Origin of the sequence: Protofrankia symbiont of Coriaria ruscifolia (assembly GCF_900634745.1) — a bacterium.
Classification (GTDB): Bacteria; Actinomycetota; Actinomycetes; order Frankiales; family Frankiaceae; genus Protofrankia; species Protofrankia californiensis.
In genome coordinates this window covers 63831-85914 of sequence record NZ_CAAAFR010000050.1, presented here as the reverse complement: position 1 = coordinate 85914, position 22084 = coordinate 63831, and the positions used below count along the sequence as shown (strand labels likewise).

Annotated in this window: 18 protein-coding genes; 6 read left to right on the top strand and 12 right to left on the bottom strand. The window is 67.1% G+C overall.

Annotated features, from left to right (window positions below; all coding sequences use genetic code 11):
* Window positions 1-69: 69 nt before the first annotated feature.
* From CV1CTNOD_RS07875 to CV1CTNOD_RS07850, 8 genes are all read right to left on the bottom strand, one after another.
* Window positions 70-1416: a hypothetical protein gene (locus CV1CTNOD_RS07875; protein ID WP_207386257.1), complete on the bottom strand. Its 1347-nt coding sequence runs from the start codon at window positions 1414-1416 to the stop codon at window positions 70-72.
* A gap of 130 nt (window positions 1417-1546) precedes the next feature.
* On the bottom strand, window positions 1547-1705 hold the full coding sequence (locus CV1CTNOD_RS24545) for a hypothetical protein (protein WP_165485373.1): 159 nt from the start codon (window positions 1703-1705) through the stop codon (window positions 1547-1549).
* 3 nt (window positions 1706-1708) lie between these two features.
* Entirely contained in the window at window positions 1709-2560 is an 852-nt protein-coding gene (locus CV1CTNOD_RS07870; RefSeq protein WP_131785479.1) for a class E sortase, read from the bottom strand.
* A 92-nt stretch (window positions 2561-2652) separates the two neighbouring features.
* Window positions 2653-3393, bottom strand: a complete 741-nt coding sequence (locus tag CV1CTNOD_RS07865) for a phosphatase PAP2 family protein (protein WP_131785478.1) — start codon at window positions 3391-3393, stop codon at window positions 2653-2655.
* A 138-nt stretch (window positions 3394-3531) separates the two neighbouring features.
* Window positions 3532-3675: a hypothetical protein gene (locus CV1CTNOD_RS24540; RefSeq protein WP_165485372.1), complete on the bottom strand. Its 144-nt coding sequence runs from the start codon at window positions 3673-3675 to the stop codon at window positions 3532-3534.
* Window positions 3676-3801: 126 nt separating this feature from the next.
* Window positions 3802-4980 (bottom strand): RNA polymerase sigma factor, encoded by a 1179-nt coding sequence (locus CV1CTNOD_RS07860; protein ID WP_131766173.1) that lies wholly within the window; start codon window positions 4978-4980, stop codon window positions 3802-3804.
* Window positions 4981-5020: 40 nt separating this feature from the next.
* A complete protein-coding gene (gene dnaG / locus CV1CTNOD_RS07855; RefSeq protein WP_131785493.1) occupies window positions 5021-6928 on the bottom strand; it encodes a DNA primase in 1908 nt (635 codons plus the stop codon).
* A 277-nt stretch (window positions 6929-7205) separates the two neighbouring features.
* Window positions 7206-8456, bottom strand: coding sequence for a deoxyguanosinetriphosphate triphosphohydrolase (locus tag CV1CTNOD_RS07850; protein WP_431607087.1), 1251 nt, complete (start codon window positions 8454-8456; stop codon window positions 7206-7208).
* Between the two features lie 94 nt (window positions 8457-8550).
* On the opposite strand from CV1CTNOD_RS07850, the gene CV1CTNOD_RS24535 reads away from it, so the two are divergent.
* Together CV1CTNOD_RS24535 and CV1CTNOD_RS07845 are read left to right on the top strand one after the other, a co-directional pair.
* Complete coding sequence (locus tag CV1CTNOD_RS24535) at window positions 8551-8706, top strand: hypothetical protein (RefSeq protein WP_165485371.1); 156 nt, start codon at window positions 8551-8553, stop codon at window positions 8704-8706.
* 40 nt (window positions 8707-8746) lie between these two features.
* Complete coding sequence (locus CV1CTNOD_RS07845) at window positions 8747-9286, top strand: PH domain-containing protein (RefSeq protein ID WP_131785477.1); 540 nt, start codon at window positions 8747-8749, stop codon at window positions 9284-9286.
* Between the two features lie 167 nt (window positions 9287-9453).
* On the opposite strand, the gene CV1CTNOD_RS07840 is transcribed toward CV1CTNOD_RS07845, so the two are convergent.
* From CV1CTNOD_RS07840 to ppdK, 3 genes are all read right to left on the bottom strand, one after another.
* A complete protein-coding gene (locus CV1CTNOD_RS07840; RefSeq protein ID WP_131785476.1) occupies window positions 9454-11328 on the bottom strand; it encodes a transketolase in 1875 nt (624 codons plus the stop codon).
* A 362-nt stretch (window positions 11329-11690) separates the two neighbouring features.
* Window positions 11691-12287 (bottom strand): YdcF family protein, encoded by a 597-nt coding sequence (locus tag CV1CTNOD_RS07835; protein WP_131785491.1) that lies wholly within the window; start codon window positions 12285-12287, stop codon window positions 11691-11693.
* Window positions 12288-12491: 204 nt separating this feature from the next.
* Complete coding sequence (gene ppdK, locus CV1CTNOD_RS07830; protein WP_131785475.1) at window positions 12492-15170, bottom strand: pyruvate, phosphate dikinase; 2679 nt, start codon at window positions 15168-15170, stop codon at window positions 12492-12494.
* Between the two features lie 421 nt (window positions 15171-15591).
* On the opposite strand from ppdK, the gene CV1CTNOD_RS07825 reads away from it, so the two are divergent.
* The 4 genes from CV1CTNOD_RS07825 to CV1CTNOD_RS07810 are packed head-to-tail and all read left to right on the top strand — an operon-like array spanning window position 15592 to window position 20338.
* Entirely contained in the window at window positions 15592-16743 is a 1152-nt protein-coding gene (locus CV1CTNOD_RS07825) for a hypothetical protein (RefSeq protein WP_347402908.1), read from the top strand.
* A complete protein-coding gene (locus CV1CTNOD_RS07820; RefSeq protein WP_242606468.1) occupies window positions 16743-18008 on the top strand; it encodes a toxic anion resistance protein in 1266 nt (421 codons plus the stop codon). The genes CV1CTNOD_RS07825 and CV1CTNOD_RS07820 overlap by 1 nt, the downstream gene beginning before the upstream one ends.
* A complete protein-coding gene (locus tag CV1CTNOD_RS07815) occupies window positions 18005-19615 on the top strand; it encodes a substrate-binding domain-containing protein (protein ID WP_242606467.1) in 1611 nt (536 codons plus the stop codon). Before CV1CTNOD_RS07820 ends, CV1CTNOD_RS07815 begins: the two co-directional genes overlap by 4 nt.
* A 42-nt stretch (window positions 19616-19657) precedes the next feature.
* Window positions 19658-20338, top strand: a complete 681-nt coding sequence (locus tag CV1CTNOD_RS07810) for a hypothetical protein (protein WP_131785474.1) — start codon at window positions 19658-19660, stop codon at window positions 20336-20338.
* Window positions 20339-20393: 55 nt separating this feature from the next.
* Here the strand turns inward: CV1CTNOD_RS07810 and CV1CTNOD_RS07805 are convergent, their stop codons facing one another.
* Window positions 20394-21758, bottom strand: coding sequence for a glycine--tRNA ligase (locus CV1CTNOD_RS07805; RefSeq protein WP_207386261.1), 1365 nt, complete (start codon window positions 21756-21758; stop codon window positions 20394-20396).
* Between the last annotated feature and the right edge of the window lie 326 nt (window positions 21759-22084).

Sequence of the window (22084 nt, the reverse complement as noted above, 5' to 3'; positions counted from 1 at the left end):
CCCAGGCCGAAACCGTCACTCCCCGCACGGCTCCTGAATGTTTACGCTAGCAGCCGGGCCGCAGAAGGTTCACGGGCTGCTCCGGCCCGGCTGCCACCAAGCCTTTTCCAACGGCCTTCCCAGGTTTTCCCGAGTATTGTCGGGCCGGTCTTCACCGACCAGTATGAGAAGAGCCAGAAAAATCCAGATGAAAAGTGCCACGCGGTTGGCCGTGAAGGCGGGAAGGCCCGCGGTCGCCGCCAGGCTCATAGCGAGCACCGACGTGGTGAAGGGCCGCTGCGGCCCCGACTGCGCCGGTCGCCCGCTGATCAACGCCCCGACCAGCACAGCCAGCACGAGCGCGAACAGCACCACTCCGACCATTCCACCGACGATGACCACCTCGACCCAGGAACTGTCGTACGGCACGGCGAGCCCACCGGCTCCGTAGCCGAACCAGGGCTGGGTACCGAGGACATAGTCGAATGCCGCACCGGACGCGCCGTTCGACCCCAGTCGACCCGCCGTGTACTTTCCCGCGATGCCGCCGCTGTCGCTTCCACTGAAAAGCGTGGACAGCATCCAGGCGCCGCGCCACCGCGGAATGTCGACCTGAGTGAGGGCAACTCTGATCATCCCTGCCATCCCGACGATGACCAGTACCCGGCGGACCCGCCGGCCCTGGCGTACCGCCTGCCACAGTGCCAGCGGCATGCCGATCAGCAGGAACATCTTCGAAGCGCTCAGGACGCCGCCTACGAGAACTGGTATGGCGACGAGCCCGAGCGGGACCGGCCGGTCCCGGCCGGGCCGACCGAACAAGTAGAGCGCCGCGAACAGCGCGAGAGAATAGGCGATCCCGGCCTCGGCCGGCTGCGCGAAGATTCCGGTCAACCGGCCGTTGCTGAACGCGCGCACGGCGACCGTCGTCTCGAAGGTGGCCGGCCCGTAGCCCCAAAACCTCTGCAGCCAGCCGGTCGGATTGACGAAGAGACCGGTGAACGCAATTATTCCGTTGCCGGCGACCAGCCCTACAAGGACTTTGCACATGACGTCCAGCAGGGCAAGCCGGGTATAGCCGGCTGCCAGCCAGCAGCTCACCAGAAGCAACACGGCCAGTGGGTACAGATAATTGTCGACGCCCGACAGCAGACTGCCGGGAAGAAAGCGACCTGGTTTGGCGGAGCGATCCGGGTTGATTATTATCGAAAATGCTAGAAACGTCCACAGGCCCATGACACACGCGTACAGACCGCCGAACCTCAGTTTCGACGCCAGAAACGGCAGCGCGGCCAGCAGCGACCCGTAGACCGCCAACTGTTCGGTCCTGATGCCATTGGTGAGGTAGGGCCCGAACGCGGCCACGGCGACGATCACAGGCCAGGCGCGTACCAGTAGACGGCGGCGGTCGGCGCGGGGCAGATCCATGTTCAGCATCGGCCGCGGCGGCCTCCATCCTGTTCGTTGCGGGGCCCTGTTTGCCACAAGACGGCAAAGAGTGGCGTTCGCCGCAAGGCGGTAAAAAGCAATGTTCGCCGCGGAGCGGCGGGGAGCAACACGCCGTGATTCATCCGCCGACGGTCACCCGAGCGAGCGGAAAGTGGGGTTCGACGGCCGGGAAGAGGCCGAAAAGCAGGGCGCCGGCCACCGCCGCGGCGAGCAGGACCATCAGTACGGCCTTCGACGCGGGCCCGCCGGGAAGATGACGAAAGATCCATGCGTACATCCGTCACCCCCCGGCCAGTTCGGGTGGCGGCCCGGCCGATTTCAGCCAGGTGCCGGTAAGCTCGCCAAAAACGATCAGCCGGGTGCTGGCCGAGTATTTCGGATTGCAGGTCGTAAACGTCAGAAGGCTCTTCGTGGGCCGCACGCCGGGCTGCTCGGGTACCGGCAGGATCACATCTGTCCGAGCGGGATCGACCACATCCGAACCCGTTACCCTATAGACGAAATAGCGATCCCGTACCTCGACGACGACCGGTTCACCGACCCGCAGCTCGTCCAGCCGGCTGAACGGACGGCCGTATGTGGTGCGATGCCCGGACACGACGAAATTGCCGACCTCGCCAGGCCACGCCGTTCCCGGATAATGCCCAGGACCTTGTCGTAACGCGCCGTCCGACACCCCCTCGACGACAACCGGAGCGTATCCGCTGCCGAAGCGGGGTATATGCAGCACCGCCACACCGTCGCCGACGGCCGGAACCGTCGGCCGGAGCCCCGATGAGCCTCCTGGCCATACCGCCGGGGCCGCGGCCGCCCACTCGCGGGACAACCCGGAGCGCAGCCGGCTCTGGGTTCGCGCCTGCAAGATGTCGGTGACCCACAGCTCGTAGACCACGAAAAGCGCCACCACAAGCCCAGCAGTGATCAATAACTCGCTGAAGCCCCGCACGAGGCGCCCGAGCAGTCCTCCCCCACCGCGTGACGCGGGCTGCCGACCAGATGCAGGCTGCCGACTATCCGCAGTGGCCTGTCTGCCGGGTGGACGCGTCAACCCGGCCCCCGCCACGGCGGGGGACTCACCCGCCTGCGTCCGCGGCCCGGTCCAGGACTCGGGAAGAGGCAGCACAGCACCCATGTGAGTACTTTAAGTCATCAGACGACCACTACCCCACTCAGACCCGCAGAGGTGGCTCCAACCGGTTTGCCGGTGTCAGGGCACAACCGGCCTCAGGGCACAACCATGGGCCGCGTCCGCAGAGCGGGCCGGTATCGATCGGCCTGTCGGTCGAGCATCCATGCCAATACACCGATCACCATAACCGCGACCAGCACACCACCGATGACATCGGTGGCGTAGTGGTAACGCAACACGATGACGCCAAGGCCGACGCCGGCACCGAAGACGGCGGCCACATACCAGAGCAGAATGCGCACGAACCCTGGAAGCCTCCACCGCAGTGCCGCACCGGGTAGCAGGAGCAGCACGAGGACGGCCGCGACCGCGCAGGCACCGGTGGTGTGTCCGCTGGGGAAGGCAAGCCCTCCGCTCAGCCGGCGGTCGATCAACGGCTTGAGAACCCACTGCGTGAGCGCTCCGGCCGACGGCGGCCCGGACAGGCTGAGCAGGGCGGCCCGGTGAACGCGAAGCGCCACGCACAACCCTGCCAGCGCGACGGAGGCCAAGGCGACGTTTCCCGGGTTCCCGAGCTGGATGACCGTCTGGAACAGTTGCCACTGCCGGCCGAAGCGATGGACCAGCCGCGGGTCGATCACCCCATCGATATAGCTGGGGCCGCGCCGGCCCGCCAGCTCCCAGGACAAAACCCCCAGGACGAGCAGGCACGGCAGCACGATCAGCGCCCACAACCGCTGGCGCAGCAAGGGCGGCAGCAGCGGAATCGGCGATACCAGCGGTATGGGCGGCGATACGGCGGATCGCGGCGGCGGATGTTGAAGGTGCTGGCTCATTCGCGCCCCCCGGCGCAACAGGCTTGCGGACCGTCACGGTGTCGCTGAGCAGCCTCACACGCGCCACGGGTTCATCGCCAACCGAGACGGTCGACCTTCAACACAAGATCGAAAATCCTGGATCAGGACACGCGATCATCAGCACTCGCCCACCTCGCGGACAGCCAGGATCGCGGCTACGGCTACGGCTACGGCTACGGCTACGAAAGCCAACGACGCCAGCGCGTTGATGAAGCCGTCCGGAATGTGCATGGTCACCCAGACAAGCCTGAATACGCCCATGGACGACCGCCCCGACCCAACACCACGGAAGTAGAGCGGAAAGTAACACGGCGCCGAGAAACACCCACTGCCAGCCGCTGCGGGCAGGCCCGTGCCTCCCGGGCTGCGAGATACCCCTGACGTCCTTTACTCCAGGTAGTCACGCAGTTTCTGTGACCGGGACGGGTGACGCAGCTTCGACAGCGTCTTCGACTCGATCTGCCTGATGCGTTCGCGGGTGACCCCGAACTCCCGACCGACCTCCTCCAACGTACGCGGGTGCCCGTCGGTCAGCCCGAACCGCAGCTGGATGACCTTCTTCTCCCGGTCGGAGAGCGTGTGCAGGACCGAGTCGAGCTGCTCCTGCAGCAGGATGAAGCTGGCCGCGTCAACCGGCACGACCGCGTCGCAGTCCTCGATGAAGTCACCGAGGTGGGAGTCCTCCTCCTCACCGATCGGCGTCTCCAGGGACACCGGCTCCTGGGACACCTTGAGGATCTCACGCACCTTGTCGGGCGTGAGGTCCATCTCCTTGGCGATCTCCTCAGGACTCGGTTCACGACCCAGGTCCTGCAGGAGCTGCCGCTGGATGCGGATCAGTTTGTTGATCGTCTCGACCATGTGCACCGGAATGCGGATGGTGCGCGCCTGATCGGCGATGGCACGAGTGATCGCCTGACGGATCCACCAGGTGGCGTAGGTGGAGAACTTGTAACCCTTGGTGTAGTCGAACTTCTCCACAGCGCGGATCAGACCGAGGTTGCCCTCCTGGATGAGGTCCAGGAACAGCATGCCACGGCCCACGTAACGCTTGGCGATCGACACCACCAGCCGCAGGTTCGCCTCGACGAGCTTGCGTTTGGCGATCTGCCCGTCACGCTCGATCGCCTCGAGGTCGCGGCGCATCTGCGGAGCGGTCTTGCGGGTGGCCGCCGCGAGCTTCTCGGAGGCGAACAGGCCGGCTTCGATCCGCTTGGCGAGGTCGACCTCCTCCTCGGCGGTCAGCAGCGGAACCTTACCGATCTCCTTGAGATACATGCGTACCGGGTCGGAGGTCGGCGCCTTGAGCGCCAGCTCCTCCTCCTCACGACGACGCCGGGCGAGCAGGTCACTGTCCTCGGCGTCCTCCCCACCCGCCTCGAGAATCTCGATGCCCTCGTCGTTGAGGACCTGTAGGACGGCGTCGGTCTGCTCCGGCGGCAGCTCGGCCGCCTGCAGGGCGACCGTGACGTCCTCGGTAGTGAGGAAACCGATCTCCTTGCCTCTGGTGATGAGGTCCTTGACCTCGTCCACCTGGGCTTCGCGCGGTAGGACGGCTGGACTCATGGTCGGAATCTCGTCACTTCCTTCTCGGGATCGACCCAGGTTACGCGGCACCCAGGCCCCGCTCCCGGAGTTGGCGCTTGTGCTGTTCCAAGGCGATCAACTCACCATATGCGTGCTTGAACGTCTCGGCGTCGGTTACGGGATTGAGCCGCTGCACACGCGACTTCAGATCCGCAATGCGACGGGTCACCTGCAACTCCTGTACGCGTGACATCTGCTCATCGACATACCGGTCATCCACATCGTGGTCACAGAACACCGCCTCCACGGCAAGCTCGATGACGAACCGCCGAAGCTCGTCCTGCCCGGCCGCCTCCGCCACCGCGGAAACCCAGGTCGAGACGTCACCAGCGGCGGACAGACCGGCGCACACACCGCCTGCGGCGGCGATGACCTCACGGACGCCGTGATGCGCCCGAACCGTGAACAACTCCGGCGACAACGTGTCGAACACCGGACCGGCAAGCCCCGGATACTGCAGGGCGACCTTGAGCACCTCCCGTTCGACCGCCACGACGGCGTCGTCCGCGACGGCATCGCGCTGACGCGACCGGTCCGGCCGGTCGACTCGGCCGCGGACGGGGCCGTCGAGGGACGCCACACCACCGATGCCACCACGTGGCTGATGCTCAGCGACCCGCCGCACCACGAACTCCTCGTCCAAGAAACCAAGCCAGTTATCCAGATTAACCGCGTAACGGTGTCGTAGCCCCCGGTCTTTCAATCTGTTGATCAGAGGTGCGGCCGCGTCGAGCGCCGCCAGGCGTCCCTCCGTGGTGTTGAGATCGAACCCGGTCAGCTTCCCGCGGATGGCGAACTCCACCAGCGGGACGCGGGCGGCGACCAGGTCGCACACGGCCGCGTCCCCCCGCTGGATTCGCAGATCGCACGGGTCCAGCCCGGACGGCTCGATCGCCACGAAGGTCTGGGTGACGAAGCGTTCCTCGAACTCGAACGCACGGATGGCGGCCTTGCGACCCGCCTCGTCGCCGTCGAAGGTGAACACGACCTCACCGCGGTGTTCGCTCTGATCCATCAGCAACCGCCGCAGCACTGTCACGTGCTCGCTGCCGAACGCGGTGCCGCAGGAGGCGACCGCGGTCGGCACGCCGGCGAGATGACAGGCCATCACGTCGGTGTAACCCTCGACGACCACAACCTGATACCGCCGGGCGATCTCCCGTCGGGCGATGTCGGCCCCGTAGAGCAGGTTTGCCTTCTTGAACAGCGGAGTCTCGGGCGTGTTGAGGTACTTGGGCCCGGGGTCGTCGGCGGCGAGCCGGCGGGCGCCGAAACCGACCACGTCCCCGGCAAGGTCGTGGATCGGCCAGACCAGCCGGCGGTGGAACCGGTCGATGAGGCTGCCGCGGCTACTCTGCTTGGCCAGGCCACCGAGGACGAGCTCCGCGGCGGTGAAGTGCCGGCCCATCAGATGGCGGGTGAGGGTGTCCCAGCCGGCGGGCGCGTAACCGACGCCGAAACGCGCCGCCGCCTCCCGGTCGAAGCCGCGGGCGGAGAGGAAATCCCGACCGTCACCTGCGTCGGCGGACTCCAACCGCTCGGCGTAGAACTCCGCGGCCACCCGGTGGGCGTCGAGGAGCCGCTGCCGCTGGCTGGTGACCGCGCGGCTGGTCACCCCTCCGCCTTCGTAGGTGAGGGTGATCCCGGCACGGCGGGCGAGCCGCTCGACCGCCTCCGGGAAGGACAACCCGTCGATGGCACGGACGAAAGCGATCACGTCGCCACCGACGCCGCACCCGAAGCAGTGGTAGGCACCGACCTGCGGCCGGACGTTGAACGACGGTGTCTTCTCGTCGTGGAAGGGACACAGACCCCGCAGCTGGCCGCTGCCGACGGGACGCAACTGCACGTAGTCGCCCACGATGTCGGCGAGCGGCGAGCGGTCACGCACGGCAGCGACATCGGCGTCACGGATGCGTCCGGCCACACGTCCCTCCCTGCGTCCCGGGTGGAGCGCCAGCGGGCTGATGTCGCGGAGGTCCGGCGCACCCCGTGTCACCACCGGCCGCCTTCGGCCCTCCAGGAGACTGCTTAGGACCCCGCAGACCCGCATTCTTCCTCGATGTTACTTGTCATCTGCACCGCAGTGCCGATCTTACGACCGCAGCATGTGACACGCCGTGTCCCGGACACTCCCAACGGACCGCCAGCACAGGGTCACCGTCGCGGATCCCGGCACGGCGGCCGCCGGCACAGAGCTCCCATCACAGGGCTGCCGGCCAGCGCCGACCGGTCAGCTGCGCGTGGCGGCGGCCGGCGCTCGCATCGGTGAGACGAGCGATCTGATCGACGACGACCCGTAGCCTCGCCGCGTCGTCGGGCGCGGCGGCCCAGGCCGGACGCAGCAGCGGGTCGAGCGCGTCCGGCGCACGCACAACCAGCAATGCGAGCAGCTCCGCGATGACCTCCCGCTGGCGCCGTTGGCGGTCGCGCGCATCCCGGCGGTCCATGACGAAGTAAGCGGTCACCCCCTTGAGCAGCGCGCACTCGGCGACGGTCTGCGCGGGGACGACCAGATCGGAGTGGTAGCGGCACAGCGGCAGGTCGCCGTACACCTCCCGGGTGGCGCGGACCGCCGCGACGCACAGGCGCGCGATCAGCTCGCTGGTCATCATCCGCACCGCACGCAGCGCGCTCGGCGTACTGACCGGCCCGGTCACCCACCAGGGCTGTCGACGTAGCCGGTCCAGCGCCTCGCCCACCGCCACCGCCGGCGCCGCCGGGTAGCGCGGTGCGGTCGAGGCGACCAGGTCGGCCCGCTGCCCCGGATCCTCCAGCCGGCCCAGGTCGATCAGACCCGCGACCACTCCGTCCTCCAGGTCGTGGACGCTGTAGGCCACGTCGTCGGCCCAGTCCATGATCTGGGCTTCCATGCAGCGCCGGCCCACAGGCGCACCGTCCCGGACCCAGCCGAAGATCGGCAGATCATCGGTGTAGACACCGAACTTCGGTGTGTCGGGCCGCCGTGCCCACGGATACTTCAAGGAGGCGTCCAGGGTGGCCCGGGTGAGGTTCAGGCCGGCGTCACACCCGTGGACATCAACGACCTTGACCTCCAGACGGGTCAGCTCCCGCAGACTCTGCGCGTTGCCTTCGAAACCCCCGCAGTCACGAGCGGCCGCGTCCAGCGCGGCCTCACCGTTGTGGCCGAAGGGGGGATGGCCGATGTCATGGGCGAGGCAGGCCGCATCGACCAGGTCCGGGTCGGCACCCAGCGAGCGCGCCAGGCCCCGTCCGACCTGGGCGGTCTCCAGGGAATGCGTGAGGCGGGTGCGCGGGAAGTCGTCGTCGAGCGGGCCCACGACCTGAGTCTTGCCGGCCAGCCGACGCAACGCGCTGGAATGTAGGACACGCGCACGGTCCCGCTCGAACCAGTTCCGATCGTCCGGTGTACTCTTCTGTCGCTCCTCGCCCCAACGGACTACGTCGGACGCTCTGTACCACCTCTCGGCCACCAGCTGAGCGTATAGGCGCGATTTCCGCACGTCCGAGGTGCGAAGCGGCGATACTTTGTGGTCAGCCCTCCCAACTTCGGCCCGGAGGCCCGCCGTGGACAAGATCATTAGATACGGTCTCATCGCGTTCGTCATTTTTTTCGTTGTGAGCTTTCCCGCGAGTGCCGCCAGCATCATCGAACGGGCCATCAACGGCTTGGAGTCCGTCGGTAACGGTCTGTCCAATTTTGTCACCGACACGGTTCTGTGAAGCGGTGTGAACCGCCAACCCGATCCGGGAGACGATGGCGATGGTGAGAATCCGGATCCCTGACCCCACCGCCAGGGACGACAAGTACCTCGCCGCCCGCGAGCGGCTGGTCGTGAAGGTCCGGATGCACTGGGCAATCCTGCTGCCCGTCTTTCTGCAGACCATGGCGTCCATCGTCGGCGTGATCCTGCTCGCGATTCTGCTGAACCGTCTGGACGTCGGCGGGTACGTTTCCGCGCTGCCATGGTGGTTCGCACTCTTCATGATCTTCAGGATGCTCTGGAAAGTCGCCGACTGGCACTTCGAGCACCTGATGGTCACGGACAAGCGCCTCCTGAAGGTGTCCGGGATCTTTTTTCGCAAGGTGCAGACCATGCCACTGGAGAAAGTGACGGACCTCACCTACAACCGGGATCCAATGGGTCGGCTGCTGGGATATGGCGAGTTCATTGTCGAATCGGCCGGGCAGGACCAGGCCCTGTCGAAGATCCAGTTTTTGCCTCGGCCGGACCGGCTCTACCTGACGATGTGCGACATGATGTTCGGAGGTGCCCCGGCGCCCAGCGGCTCGGACGACTGAAGCTTCTCGGACGCCGCCTTCGGCGTCCGCGCCTCTCCCCGACGCCGGCTTCGGCGTCTGAAGGCTTGTTCCGAACGGCCTCCCTTCCATGACGAGACCCCGCACCCGCTCCTCGGGCGCGGGGAACTCTTTGTGTCCGGTAAGGCTTGCCCGGTCCAGCTTGCTGGTCAGTGCAGCAGGGCTCGGGCTGCCTCCACGATGTGGCCCGAGGCGATGCCCGCCGCGTCGAGCAGCTCGGCCGGTGTGCCCGACCCGGGTAGTTCGCGGACGGCGAGATGACCGAGCCGGACCTGCACCCCGGCCGCGGCCACCGCCTCAAGGACTGCGCTGCCCAGACCCCCCTCGGGGTAGTGGTCCTCGACCACGACGAGACGGCCACCGGTCGCCCGCGCCGCGTCCGCCACGGTGACGACGTCCACCGGCTTGACCGAGTAGAGATCGATCACCCGGGCTGAGATCCCCTCGGCCGCGAGCACATCCGCTGCGGCCAGGCAGTGGTGCAGGGTGACACCAGCACCGATCAGGGTGACCGTGTCGCCGTCCGACCGGCGCAGCACCTTGGAACCGCCGACGGTGAAGGACTCCTGCGGCCCGTAGATCACCGGGTAGGCACCCCGGGTTGTGCGCAGGTAGCTAACCCCGTCCAGATCGGCCATGAGCTCGACGAGCTTGACCGCGCTGGTTGCGTCGCTGGGGTAGAGGACGTGCGAGCCGTGTACCGCTCGCATCATCGCCAGGTCTTCCAGGGCCATCTGGGACGGGCCGTCCGGGCCGATCTCGACTCCGGCGTGCGAGCCCGACAGGCGGATGTTCGCCTGAGAGATCGCGGCCATCCGGATGAAGTCGTAGGCGCGCGAGAAGAACGCGGCGAACGTGGATGCGAACGGAACATAACCCCGTACCGACAGCCCGACCGCGGCCGCGACAAGCTGCTGCTCCGCGATGAAGATTTCGAAGAAACGGTCCGGATGGGCCTTGGCGAAGTCCTCGGAATAGGTGGAGTTGCTGACCTCGGCGTCCAACGCCACCACGTCCGGCCGGGCGCCGAGGACGGTGATCGCCTCGCCGTATGCCTTGCGGGTCGCGACCTTCGCACCGAGGGAGTAGGTCGGCAGTTCCACCTCGACCGGCGCCGAGGGCGCCGGCCGCTGGACGGAGGCGGGCGGCAGCGGACCGCGGACGTGCAGGTGGCGCTCACCACCGAGCTCGGCGATCGCGCGCTCGGCCATGTCGGGCGGCAGCGGCTTGCCGTGCCATCCCTCGGCGTCGGCTGTCTCGGAGAAGCCCTCACCCTTGCGGGTGCGGGCGAGGACGACCACCGGCCGGTCGGATCTGGATGCCTCGGCCAGGACCTCGTCGATCGCACCGACGTCGTGTCCGTCGACCGCGAGCGCCTGGCATCCGAACGCCTCGATCCGGCGGGCGTAGGCGTCGAGATCCCAGCCGAGCTCGGTCGGGCCCCGCTGGCCGAGCCGGTTGACGTCCACGATCGCCGTCAGGTTCGACAACTGGTAGTAGGCTGCCTTGTCCAGCGCCTCCCAGATGGATCCCTCGGCCATCTCACTGTCTCCGCACAATACCCACACCCGGTAGGGAAGCCGGTCAAGGAAACGGCCGGCAAGCGCCACCCCGACCGCGTCGGGTAGTCCCTGCCCGAGCGAGCCGGTGGCCACGTCGACCCATGGCAGGATCGGCGTCGGATGCCCCTGCAGACGCTGACCGTGACGACGGTAGCCGGTCATCAGCTCGTGGTCGGATACCACGCCGACGGCCTTGAACATCGCGTACAGCAACGGGGACGCATGCCCCTTGGAGAAGATCAGATGGTCGTTGGCCGGGTCGCCCGGGTTGTCCCAGTCGTACCGCAGGTGTCGCCCGACCAGCACCGCCATCACGTCCGCGGCCGACATCGACGACGTCGGGTGGCCCGACCCCGCGGACGTCGAGGCCCGGATCGAGTCCACCCGCAGCTGCCGAGCCAGCTCGCGGATCTGGTCGAGATCGGTCGAGTCGATCGCGATCTCGGACACGGGAGTTGCCACACCAGCCTCCTGTACGCCTGCATATCCGTGCATGAGCAGTAATGGAAGGTAGCTATCCAGCCGCGTTACGGACACAGATCCTGCGGTAGCACCGGATGCCTTCAGGGCGTTCACGCCGTCCGCCACAGGCAGTCACACGTCGCAGGCGACCCTGAACCCCATGACCACCAAGCCCTATGACTGTCCGTCTCCTATGCGGGTGCCCGCCATTGCCGACCGTCCGCCTGCCCGGGAGAACACGCTTGAACGATGTGAGCTCTACCCCGGGTTTCACCGTCCCGAACGGTACCAGCGGGCAAGCTTCACGGCCGCGGCACGCAGAACCCGCCCGCCGGATCGGACCGGGCTTCGGACCTGCTCGTCTAGATCGCGCCGGGCGCGGCACCGACCGGCGTCGCCCGATGAAAGAGCTGGTAGAAGCGGTACGCAGCGCCTTCCCGGGCAATGTAGCGCAGCGTGGTGGCAAGACCGCGGGTGGCCGGGCCAGTCTTGACCGGCGAGGTGACCGCGTCGATATCAAGATCACGAGCGATGGTCCGCGAGCGCAGCGAGTGCCACGGATCGGTCACGATCACCGCTGACCGCCAGCGGTTCACCAGCATAATCTTTGCTACTGCCCGCAATGATCCCAGCGTGTCCCGCCCCTCACTCACCCCTACTGCAGCAGCGACCGGGACGCCGCGGGAGGTCAGGTAGCTCGCTGCGGCCTGCGCCTCGGTGTAGAGGTCACCGGCCTGGGATCCCCCGACCGTCACGATCCGGGGAGCGACACCGGCGCGGTAGAGGGCCAGAGCATGGTCGAGACGGGCCGCGAACACGGCGGACGGGCGACCGTTGAACTGGGAGGCACCGAGCACGATCAGGACGTCCGACCGGCGCTGATCGTCCGAACGCCCCACCACCCATATCTGGATCATCGTGACAAAACTGATCATTACCCCGGCGAGAGCAAGGACCATGACCACCCGCAGCAGCCAGACCCACCAGCGCGCGTGCAACCATCGCGCCGTCCGCTGCCGCAGGGTAATAGCCACAGGCAGTCACGGTATGCCCAAATCAGCGTAAGACGACGGGTGCTCTGTCGCACAGTTACAGGGTTACCCCTCGGGGTCTCCGAGCGCGCGAGAAGAACGAAGAACCATGATCGCACGCTCTTCGGCCAGCTAGCGGTCGAGGACGGCGGCCCGACCGGCTTCCAGCCGGGCGACCGGTAGACGAAACGGAGAACACGACACATAGTCGAGCCCGAGCCGGTGAAAGAAGTGCACGGAGTCCGGGTCGCCTCCGTGCTCCCCGCAGACACCGAGTTTGATCTCCGGTCGGGCCGCCCGCCCCTCGTCGACTGCAAGCTGTACCAGCCGGCCGACCCCATCACGGTCCAGCGACTCGAACGGGGACACGCCGAAGATGCCCAGATCGAGGTAGCGGGAGAAGAACGACGACTCGACGTCATCGCGGGAGAAACCCCAGCTCATCTGGGTCAGGTCGTTCGTCCCGAACGAGAAGAACTGCGCGGCCCCGGCGATCTGGCCCGCGGTCAGCGCCGCCCTCGGCACCTCGATCATCGTACCGATCAACGCCTGCACGTCGACCCCGGTCTCCACGGCGACCTCTTCGAGCACCTGCTCGGCCTGCTCGCGGACAACCTCCAGTTCCTGGACCGCGCCCACCAGCGGCACCATGATCTCTAGACGCGGGTCCCCGCCGCGCCCGCGGCAGATGGCCGCCGCTTCCGCAATCGCACGTACCTGCAGGGCGACCAGACCCGGGATGAGCAGTCCGAGACGCACCCCGCGCAGCCCGAGCATCGGGTTCTGTTCGTGCAGGCGGCGGACCGCCACCAGTAGCGCGGCGTCACCGTCCGCGACAGGCTCGCCGGTCGCCGTGGCGACACCCACCCGCACCGACAGCTCGGTGAGGTCGGGCAGGAACTCGTGCAACGGAGGGTCGAGGAGCCGGACCGTCACGGGCAGACCGTCCATCGCCGTGAAGATCGCAACGAAGTCGCCGCGCTGCAGTGGCAGCAAGGCGGCCAGCGCGGCGTCGGCCTCCTCGTCACCGTCGGCGAGGATGAGCCGTTCGACCAGTTTCCGGCGCTCGCCGAGGAACATGTGTTCGGTCCGGCACAGTCCGATACCGACGGCTCCGAACCGGCGAGCACGCTCGGCGTCCTCGGTGGTGTCGGCATTGGCGCGCACAGCGAGCCGGGCGGCGCCATCCGCGTGGGTCATGATCCGGTGAACGGCGTCGACCAACGAGTCGGAACCGTCCGCGACCAGGTTCCCCTCGAAGTACTCAACGACCGGGGAGGGCACCACCGGCACCTCACCGAGGTAGACCGCGCCGGACGACCCGTCGATCGAGATCACGTCCCCCTCGTGGACGACGACACCGCCCGGTGCGACCGCTTGCCGCCGGTGGGCGTCGACGTCGATCTCCTCGGCCCCGCACACGCAGGTCTTGCCCATACCGCGAGCGACCACCGCGGCGTGCGAGGTCTTCCCACCACGCGAGGTCAGGACGCCCTGCGCCGCGATCATGCCATCGAGGTCGTCGGGATTGGTCTCCCGGCGGATCAGGATGACCGGAATACCGGCGGCCGCGAGTTCCACGGCCCGGCCGGAATCGAAGACGGCCTGCCCGACGGCGGCCCCGGGGGATGCGTTCATACCCTGGGCGATCCGGTCCGCCCGCCCGCCCGCGGCGAACCGCGGGAACATCAGCTGGGCGAGCTGGGCACCGGTGACCCGTGTCAACGCCTCGTCCATGGTGATCATACCCTCGTCGACGAGCTGGACAGCGATCCGGAAGGCTGCGCCGGCGGTGCGCTTTCCGATCCGTGTCTGCAACATCCACAATTTGTTGCGTTCGATGGTGAACTCGATGTCACACAGGTCGCGGTAATGCTGCTCGAGGGTCGCCATAATGGACAACAAACGGTCGTACGCGGGCGGGTCGATGGACGCCAACGCCGTGAGCGGCAGTGTGTTCCGGATGCCCGCGACGACGTCCTCGCCCTGGGCATTCTGCAGATAGTCGCCGTAAACGCCCTGGTCGCCGTTTCCCGGGTCCCGGGTGAACGCCACTCCGGTGCCTGAGTCCATACCCAGGTTACCGAACACCATCGCGACCACGTTGACCGCGGTGCCGAGATCCGCGGGAATGCGTTCCTGGCGGCGGTAGAGGCGGGCGCGTTCACCGTTCCAGGAATCGAAGACCGCCCGGATCGCCAGGTCCAGCTGTTCCCGGGGGCCCTGCGGGAAGTCCCGTCCGGTCCGGTCGCGGATAATCGTCTTGAACATCTCCGCCAGCCCACGCAGGTCGGCCTCGTCGAGATCCAGGTCGTTACCTGCCCCGCGGGCCTTCTTCGCCGCGTCGACAGCGTCGTCGAACAGCTCACCGTCCACCCCGAGGACGGTCCTGCCGAACATTGCCAGCAGGCGCCGGTAGGAGTCCCAGGCGAAACGCGGCGAGCCGGACTGCCTGGCCAGACCGGGCACCGAGGCGTCCGACAAACCGATGTTCAGGACGGTGTCCATCATTCCCGGCATGGAGAACTTCGCGCCCGAACGCACCGAGACGAGCAGCGGATCGTCGGTCTGACCCAGCCGCCTGCCCATTGCCTGTTCAAGTGTGTGCAGATGCTCGCCGACCTCGTCGCGCAACGCGTCCGGCTCTTTGCCGTGCGCAAGATACTCACGACAGGCAGCGGTGGTGATCGTGAAACCGGCCGGGACGGGAAGCCCCATGTTCGTCATCTCGGCGAGATTGGCGCCCTTACCACCGAGCAGATCCTTGAGATCCTTGTTCCCCTGGTGGAAGTCGTACACATAGGTGGTCATGGCCGCCCTCTCGTGTCCCCGCCTCCCGCGAACCACCGCCGAATCGACCGTGCCACGTCACCCCGGCTCGCGCAGGTCACAGACAGATCTGCGACTCCTCTCCCGACTTGTCGCCCGGCAGTCCGTCGGATTGGCCCCTGATGGCCCAGGAGCTTACCGTCCCGGGTTGCCTTAAAGCGTGTTTGAGAACCATCCGTCCGACTCACCCCGTCCGGCTGGCTTCTGGCCATGCTCTCGATCGAACCGACACGACTCGTCCGATGTCGGTTCTCGTCCGGTGATGGAATTACCACATATTTATGGTAAAGCGTTCTCAACCGGATAAACGAGAAGGATATTGGAGGTATCGGAACAATGAACAGAGTTCGTACAGATATCAAACCCCGTCAGCCGGGGACCCGTCGGGCATGACGGACGGACCATGATGCACACCGACACACTCGGACCAGCAGCGCTGGAGGAGGAGGACGCCGTGCGAGGTCGCCGGGTTCTCGGGCTCGCGCTTGCCGGGCTGCTCGCTCTGGGCGTCATCGCGGTGATCATTATCCCACGGACCCGATCCACTCCGAACGAGAACAAGACCACGGTTCGTGCGCTGGTCTCGTCGGAGAAGCAGTCCTTCTTCGCCGATCCGGACGTGGTTACCGCCCTCGACCGGGCCGGTTACCGACTTGAGATCACTTCCGCCGGATCGCGTGAGATCGCCACGACCCGCGAACTGTCCGGTTTCGATCTGGCCTTTCCGGCCGACGGACCGCAGGCCGAGCGCATCAGGCGCGATCGTAAGATCAGCACATCCTATGTGCCCTTCTTCACACCCATGGCGATAGCCACCTTCTCCCCGATCGCGACACTGCTGACCACCGCGGGTGTCAGCACTCGGGACGGCGACCACTACCTGTTCGACATGCGCAGGTATCTCGACCTGGTGGCAAAGGACACCCGGTGGTCGCAGCTACCCGGGAACAACCTCTACCAGACCGACAAGTCCATCCTCATCAGCTCGACCGACGTGCGGACGTCGAACTCGGCCGCCCTCTACCTGGCGATCGCGTCCTATGTGAGCAATGGTGGGAACGTCGTCACCGATGCCGGGACGGCCGACCGGATCACGGACAGGCTCGCGCCCCTCTTTCTCAAACAGGGCTATCTGGAGTCGTCGTCCCAGGAGCCGTTCGACGACTTCATGACCATCGGCATGGGGAAGACGCCGATGGTCATGATCTATGAAGCCCAGTTCAGAGCCCACGCGCTCGCCAGGGACGGTTCGCTGACCAGTGAGATGGTACTGATGTACCCGAATCCGACCATCTACGCCAAACACACCGTCGTTCCGCTCACCCCCGCCGGCGACGCGGTCGGACATCTGCTGACAACTGACCCGCAGCTGCAGCGCCTCGCCGTGCGGCACGGGTTCCGCACCGCGGACGCCGGCTACGGCCGGCAGTACGCCGCCGAACGCAGGACCAGCCCCGCACCGCAGCTGGTCAACGTCGTCGAACCACCGAGCGCGGAGACATCCGAGCGAATGATCAGTCAAATCGAGACGCGGTACAAGAAGGGCCCGGGTTGATGAGCCTGCCACCGACGACACCGACACCGGCACCGTCGCCGGGTGCGGGCGACCCCGGCGCGCAGCTGGTCCTGGTGCCGCCCGCGCCCGTCGCGCCGGTCACCCCCGACCAGGCCGGGCCGGCCGTCCCGATCAGCGCGGAAGCGGTTTCGCGCCTGGCCGACCAGGCGGTGGCCTTCGCCGACGCGCTGGTCGGCGTCGACCCGACCTCGCCCGCCTTCACGTCCAAGGTTGCCGCGGTGCACCGGATGGGTGAGAAGGAGATCCGCGCGTCCGCGTCGGTGTCCAACCGGCTGCTGGACAAGCCGACGCGGGCGATGAACTCCGGTGCCTTTGACGCGGCCTCGTCGGTGTCGACGTCCCTCGTGGAGCTACGCAGGGTGGTCAGCGACCTTGATCCGTCCAAGGCGAACCTACTGGGCCCGAAAAAACTGCTCGGCGTGATCCCGTTCGGGAACCGCCTGCGGGACTACTTCGCCTCCTACCGGTCGTCACAGGCGCATCTGGACGCGATCCTGCACTCACTGCAGAACGGGCAGGAAGAGCTGCGGCGGGACAACGCCGCGATCGAGCAGGAAAAACACAACCTGTGGACGACTATGGGCAAGCTGCGCGAATACACCCAGCTGGCCTCGAACCTCGACGCCGAGCTCGTCACCCGGATCGACCGGATCGACCGGATCGAGGCCGGCGATCCGGACCGGGCACGGGCACTTCGCGAGGACGTCCTGTTCTACGTGCGGCAGAAACACCAGGACCTGCTCACCCAGCTCGCGGTCAGCGCGCAGGGCTACCTCGCCCTGGAGATGATCCGGCGCAACAACCTCGAACTGATCAAAGGTGTGGACCGGGCCAGCACGACGACCGTCGCGGCGCTTCGGACCGCAGTGCTTGTCGCGCAGGCCCTGGCCAACCAGAAGCTGGTGCTCGACCAGATCGCCGCGTTGAACGAGACGACCGAGCGCATCATCATCGGCACCTCGGAGCTGCTGCGGCAGCAGACCGTCGAGATCCACGGGCAGGCAGCGTCCTCGACCGTGTCGGTGCAGGCCCTCCAGCAGGCGTTCGCCAACATCTACGCCACGATCGACACGATCGACGGATACAAGACCGCCGCCCTGGCGACCATGCGAACCACGGTGGAGGCGTTGTCCGACGAGGTGGGAAAGGCAGCCGCATACCTGGACCGGGCCGCTGCGACCGCTCCCGCCAAGATCGCCCAGGCCACGGCCGGGGAGCTGGAGATCTCCGGCGGCGGGCAGTGACCGGCTACCGTCTGCGCGCGGTCGCGTTCGGTCTTCTCGCCGCGTGCGCGTGCGCGTTCACCGTGACCGCCTGCGGCTCCGATCCCGACCCGCGGCCGGGACCCGGCCCGGGCAAACCGGGTGTGCTGCGGATACTCGCCGGGTCGGAAACCGCCGACGTCGAGCCGCTGCTGGACGACCTGCACGCGGCCACCGGGGTCACGGTGAAGCTGACCTACACCGGAACACTCGACGGTGCCGAGAAAATCATCGGGCGTTCCTCGGGCGCGGACGCCACATGGTTCTCCTCCGACCGTTACCTGCGCCTGTTGCCCGGTGGTGCGACAGCGGCCGGCACCCGTACTCCGATCATGACATCGCCGGTGGTCCTCGGCGTCCGGACCTCACTCGCCACAAAGTTCGGCTGGACGGGCAGCACGAATGTCACCTGGGCGGACGTCGCCGCGAAGGTCGCCTCCGGCGAGCTGACGTACGCCATGACGAACCCGGCGGCATCCAACTCCGGGTTCAGCGCACTGGTAGGTGTCGCGGCCGCACTCGCCGGGACATCGGACGCGCTGCGGACCTCCGACGTCCGCCACGACGCCCTGACGTCGTTCTTCTCGGGACAGACGCTCACCGCTGGCAGCTCGGGCTGGCTCGCCGACGCCTTTGTCGCCAGGCCTCAGGACGCCGGCGGAATGATCAATTACGAATCGGTGCTGTTGTCCCTGCAACGCTCCGGCCGTCTGCGCGAGCCGCTCACCATCGTCTACCCCAAGGACGGCATCATCACGGCCGACTACCCCATGCTCCTGCTCGACCCGGCCCGGCAGGACGAATACACCCGGGTGGTGAACTGGCTGCGCAGCCCGGCGGTCCAGCGGCGGCTGCAGACCGACACAAACCGCCGCCCGGCCGTCCCGGGCGTCGCGCTCGACCCGCGGTTCGCCGCGACCACCCTGCTCGAACTACCCTTTCCCGCCACCCAGGCGGTCGCCGACGAGCTGCTCACCTCCTACTTCGACCGTTTCCGCCGGCCGTCACACGCGATCTTCGTACTGGACGTGTCCGGTTCCATGGCCGGCCAGCGCCTGGCCGACCTGACATCCGCGCTGGCGGGACTCGCCGGTACCGACACCTCGCTGTCCGGCCGGTTCGCCCGGTTCCGCGGCCGCGAAAAGATCACCCTGCTGCTCTTCAACAGCTCGGTCAGCGGGCCACGCGAGTTCACCGTGACCGACACCCAGGCGTCCTCGCCGGATCTGGCCGCGATCCGCTCGTACGTCGACGGCCTGCGGGCGGAGGGGGGAACGGCCATCTACTCCGCGCTCACGGATGCGTACCGCCTTGCCTCCGACGCGATCGTCCGGGAGCCGGGCTACCTGACATCGATCGTCCTGATGACCGACGGTGAGAACAACACGGGTCTGTCAGCCGCGCAGTTCCGCGCCGGCTACCAGGGACTTCCCCAGGCAGCCCGAGCCGTCCGCACGTTCTGCATCATTTTCGGCGAGGCACGTCCGGACGACCTGCGCTCGATCGCCACCGACACCGGTGGCGCGACGTTCGACGCGCGAACATCTCCGTTGATGGACGCCTTCAAGGACATCCGTGGCTATCAGTAATCATGTCGGTGGGAGTCAGGCCGCCGGTCGGGACCGGCTCCGGTGACGGCGATCCGGCTGCCACGGCCTGACCCGCCGCCACCGCCGCCCACCAGTGGACGCCGCGAGAAGGCGCTGGCCTGGCTCGGATCGCTGAAGAACATCGCCGGCTGCACCGGCGCGATCGGCGGGCTGGGACTGACCGCCACCGGTGTGCTCGGGTCACCCGAGTGGCCGTTCGTCGTCGCCGCCCTGTACGCGATAGGTGCTCTGGTCACACCAGTTCCCCGCCCGGCACCGGCAGGTGCCCAGCTGCGCGTTGCCGAGCTTCGCAGGGTCGTCGACGCGCAGCTGCGGATCCTGGCCGAACACGCGCCGGCCGAGATCACCTCGGCTGCGGCGCGGGTCGTCGACGCGCTGCGAGAGGTGCTGGACCGCCCACACCTGTTGCGCGCCGGTTCACCCGAGGCGTTCGTGGTGGTGCGGACCATCGCCGACTACCTGCCGACCGCACTGGAGGTCTACCTCGGCCTGCCAGCGCGATACGCCGAGACACACCGTTTGGACGACGGGCGTACCCCACGCGAGGTCGTCGTCGACCAGCTCGGTCTGTTGGAAAAGGGCGTACGGGACGTCACCGAGGCGGCGGCAGCCGGGGACACCGCAAAGCTGCTGTCCCACGGACGCTTCCTTGCAGACCGGTTCGGGTCGACAGACCTCGACCTGCCGAACCCGCCGGTATGATCATATCTGACGTGAATCCCCTTGACGATCACCAGCATATGATCGTCAATGGGATTCAGCAGGGACCAAGCATGGTGTTGAGGTAGGACACCGCCCGGTCTATGGAGACACGCTCCTGCGTCATGGTGTCGCGCTCGCGGATCGTCACCGCCTGGTCCTGCAACGAATCGAAGTCGACGGTGAGACAGAACGGCGTGCCGATCTCGTCCTGCCGGCGGTAGCGGCGCCCGATCGCACCGGCATCGTCGAAGTCGACGTTCCAGTGCCTGCGCAGCACCGCGGCAAGGTCGCGGGCGACCGGTGAAAGGTCGGCATTGCGCGACAGCGGCAGCACCGCGGCCTTCACCGGCGCAAGCCGGCGATCCAGGCGGAGCACCACCCGGCGGTCCATCCCACCCTTGGTGTTGGGCGCGGTGTCCTCCGCGTAGGCGTCCAGCAGGAACACCAGGGTGGCACGGTCCACCCCGGCCGCCGGTTCGATGACATAGGGGGTGTACCGGGTACCGGTGGCCTGCTCGAAATAGGTCAGGTCCGCGCCGGACGCCTTCGCGTGCACGGACAGGTCGTAATCCGTCCGGTTCGCGATGCCTTCCAGCTCGCCCCATTCCAGGCCGGCGAAGTCGAAACGATACTCGATGTCGACGGTCCGTTTCGAATAGTGGGAGAGCTTTTCCTTCGGATGCTCGAAATGACGGAGGTTCTCCTCCCGGACGCCGAGATCGCGGTACCACTTCATCCGTTCGTCGATCCAGTACTGATGCCAGGTCTCATCCTCGCCCGGCGGGACGAAGAACTCCATCTCCATCTGCTCGAACTCGCGGGTCCGGAAGATGAAGTTACCCGGAGTGATCTCGTTGCGGAACGACTTGCCGATCTGGCCGATCCCGAACGGTGGCTTGCGCCGGGCGGACGCCTGGACGTTCGCGTAGTTGATGAAAATGCCCTGGGCCGTTTCCGGACGCAGGTAGGCAAGACCGGACTCGTCCTCGACCGGGCCCAGGTAGGTCTTGAGCAGGCCGTTGAACATCCGCGGCTCGGTGAACGTGCCACGCGACCCGCAGTTCGGGCAGACGACCTCGGTGAGCGCTGTCGGCGGCCGGCCGCGCTTGGCCTCGAACGCCTCCTCCAGATGGTCGGCACGGAACCGCTTGTGACAGGACAGGCATTCGGTCAGCGGGTCGACGAAGACCTGCACATGGCCGCTGGTCTCCCAGACCTCGCGGGCGAGGATCACGCACGAGTCGAGGCCGACGACGTCGTCCCGGCCCTGGACCACGGCCTTCCACCAGGCGCGCTTGACGTTGTTCTTCAGCTCGACCCCGAGCGGACCGTAGTCCCACGACGCCCGCAGGCCGCCGTAGATCTCGCTCGAGGGGAAGACCAACCCCCGGCGCTTGCACAGGCTGACGATGGTGTCCATGCGGTCGGATGCACTGGCCACGCGGGCACTCCCTTCCTTTCTGCTCTGCCCTGCGTCATCGGCGACATGAGGCCATCGACGACATGTCATCGGCGACATGGGGCGGTCGAGTCCTCGACCCGCCCTCCGGCGAAACCTGGCAGATCGGCCAGCCGCGGGGGGCGGCCGGTCCCACTGGCGATCAGGAGGACAGATGCCGTTCAGGGAGTCGAGCACCCAGCGTACGGGCCAGGCGGCGATCATGATCGAGCAGGTACGACCTCGTCACCTTCAACGTCACCTTCGACCATCATCTTCAAGCATCACCGTAGAGCATCGTCTCCGGC

What these genes read in the sequence shown, in the direction of transcription:
- CV1CTNOD_RS07875 (WP_207386257.1), bottom strand. Translation starts at nt 1,416, where the DNA reads ATGCTGAACATGGATCTGCCCCGCGCCGACCGCCGCCGTCTACTGGTA.
- CV1CTNOD_RS24545 (WP_165485373.1), bottom strand. Translation starts at nt 1,705, where the DNA reads ATGTACGCATGGATCTTTCGTCATCTTCCCGGCGGGCCCGCGTCGAAG.
- CV1CTNOD_RS07870 (WP_131785479.1), bottom strand. Translation starts at nt 2,560, where the DNA reads ATGGGTGCTGTGCTGCCTCTTCCCGAGTCCTGGACCGGGCCGCGGACG.
- CV1CTNOD_RS07865 (WP_131785478.1), bottom strand. Translation starts at nt 3,393, where the DNA reads ATGAGCCAGCACCTTCAACATCCGCCGCCGCGATCCGCCGTATCGCCG.
- CV1CTNOD_RS24540 (WP_165485372.1), bottom strand. Translation starts at nt 3,675, where the DNA reads ATGGGCGTATTCAGGCTTGTCTGGGTGACCATGCACATTCCGGACGGC.
- CV1CTNOD_RS07860 (WP_131766173.1), bottom strand. Translation starts at nt 4,980, where the DNA reads ATGAGTCCAGCCGTCCTACCGCGCGAAGCCCAGGTGGACGAGGTCAAG.
- CV1CTNOD_RS07845 (WP_131785477.1), top strand. Translation starts at nt 8,747, where the DNA reads ATGGTGAGAATCCGGATCCCTGACCCCACCGCCAGGGACGACAAGTAC.
- CV1CTNOD_RS07835 (WP_131785491.1), bottom strand. Translation starts at nt 12,287, where the DNA reads ATGGTCCTTGCTCTCGCCGGGGTAATGATCAGTTTTGTCACGATGATC.
- ppdK (WP_131785475.1), bottom strand. Translation starts at nt 15,170, where the DNA reads ATGACCACCTATGTGTACGACTTCCACCAGGGGAACAAGGATCTCAAG.
- CV1CTNOD_RS07825 (WP_347402908.1), top strand. Translation starts at nt 15,592, where the DNA reads ATGATGCACACCGACACACTCGGACCAGCAGCGCTGGAGGAGGAGGAC.
- CV1CTNOD_RS07820 (WP_242606468.1), top strand. Translation starts at nt 16,743, where the DNA reads ATGAGCCTGCCACCGACGACACCGACACCGGCACCGTCGCCGGGTGCG.
- CV1CTNOD_RS07805 (WP_207386261.1), bottom strand. Translation starts at nt 21,758, where the DNA reads ATGGACACCATCGTCAGCCTGTGCAAGCGCCGGGGGTTGGTCTTCCCC.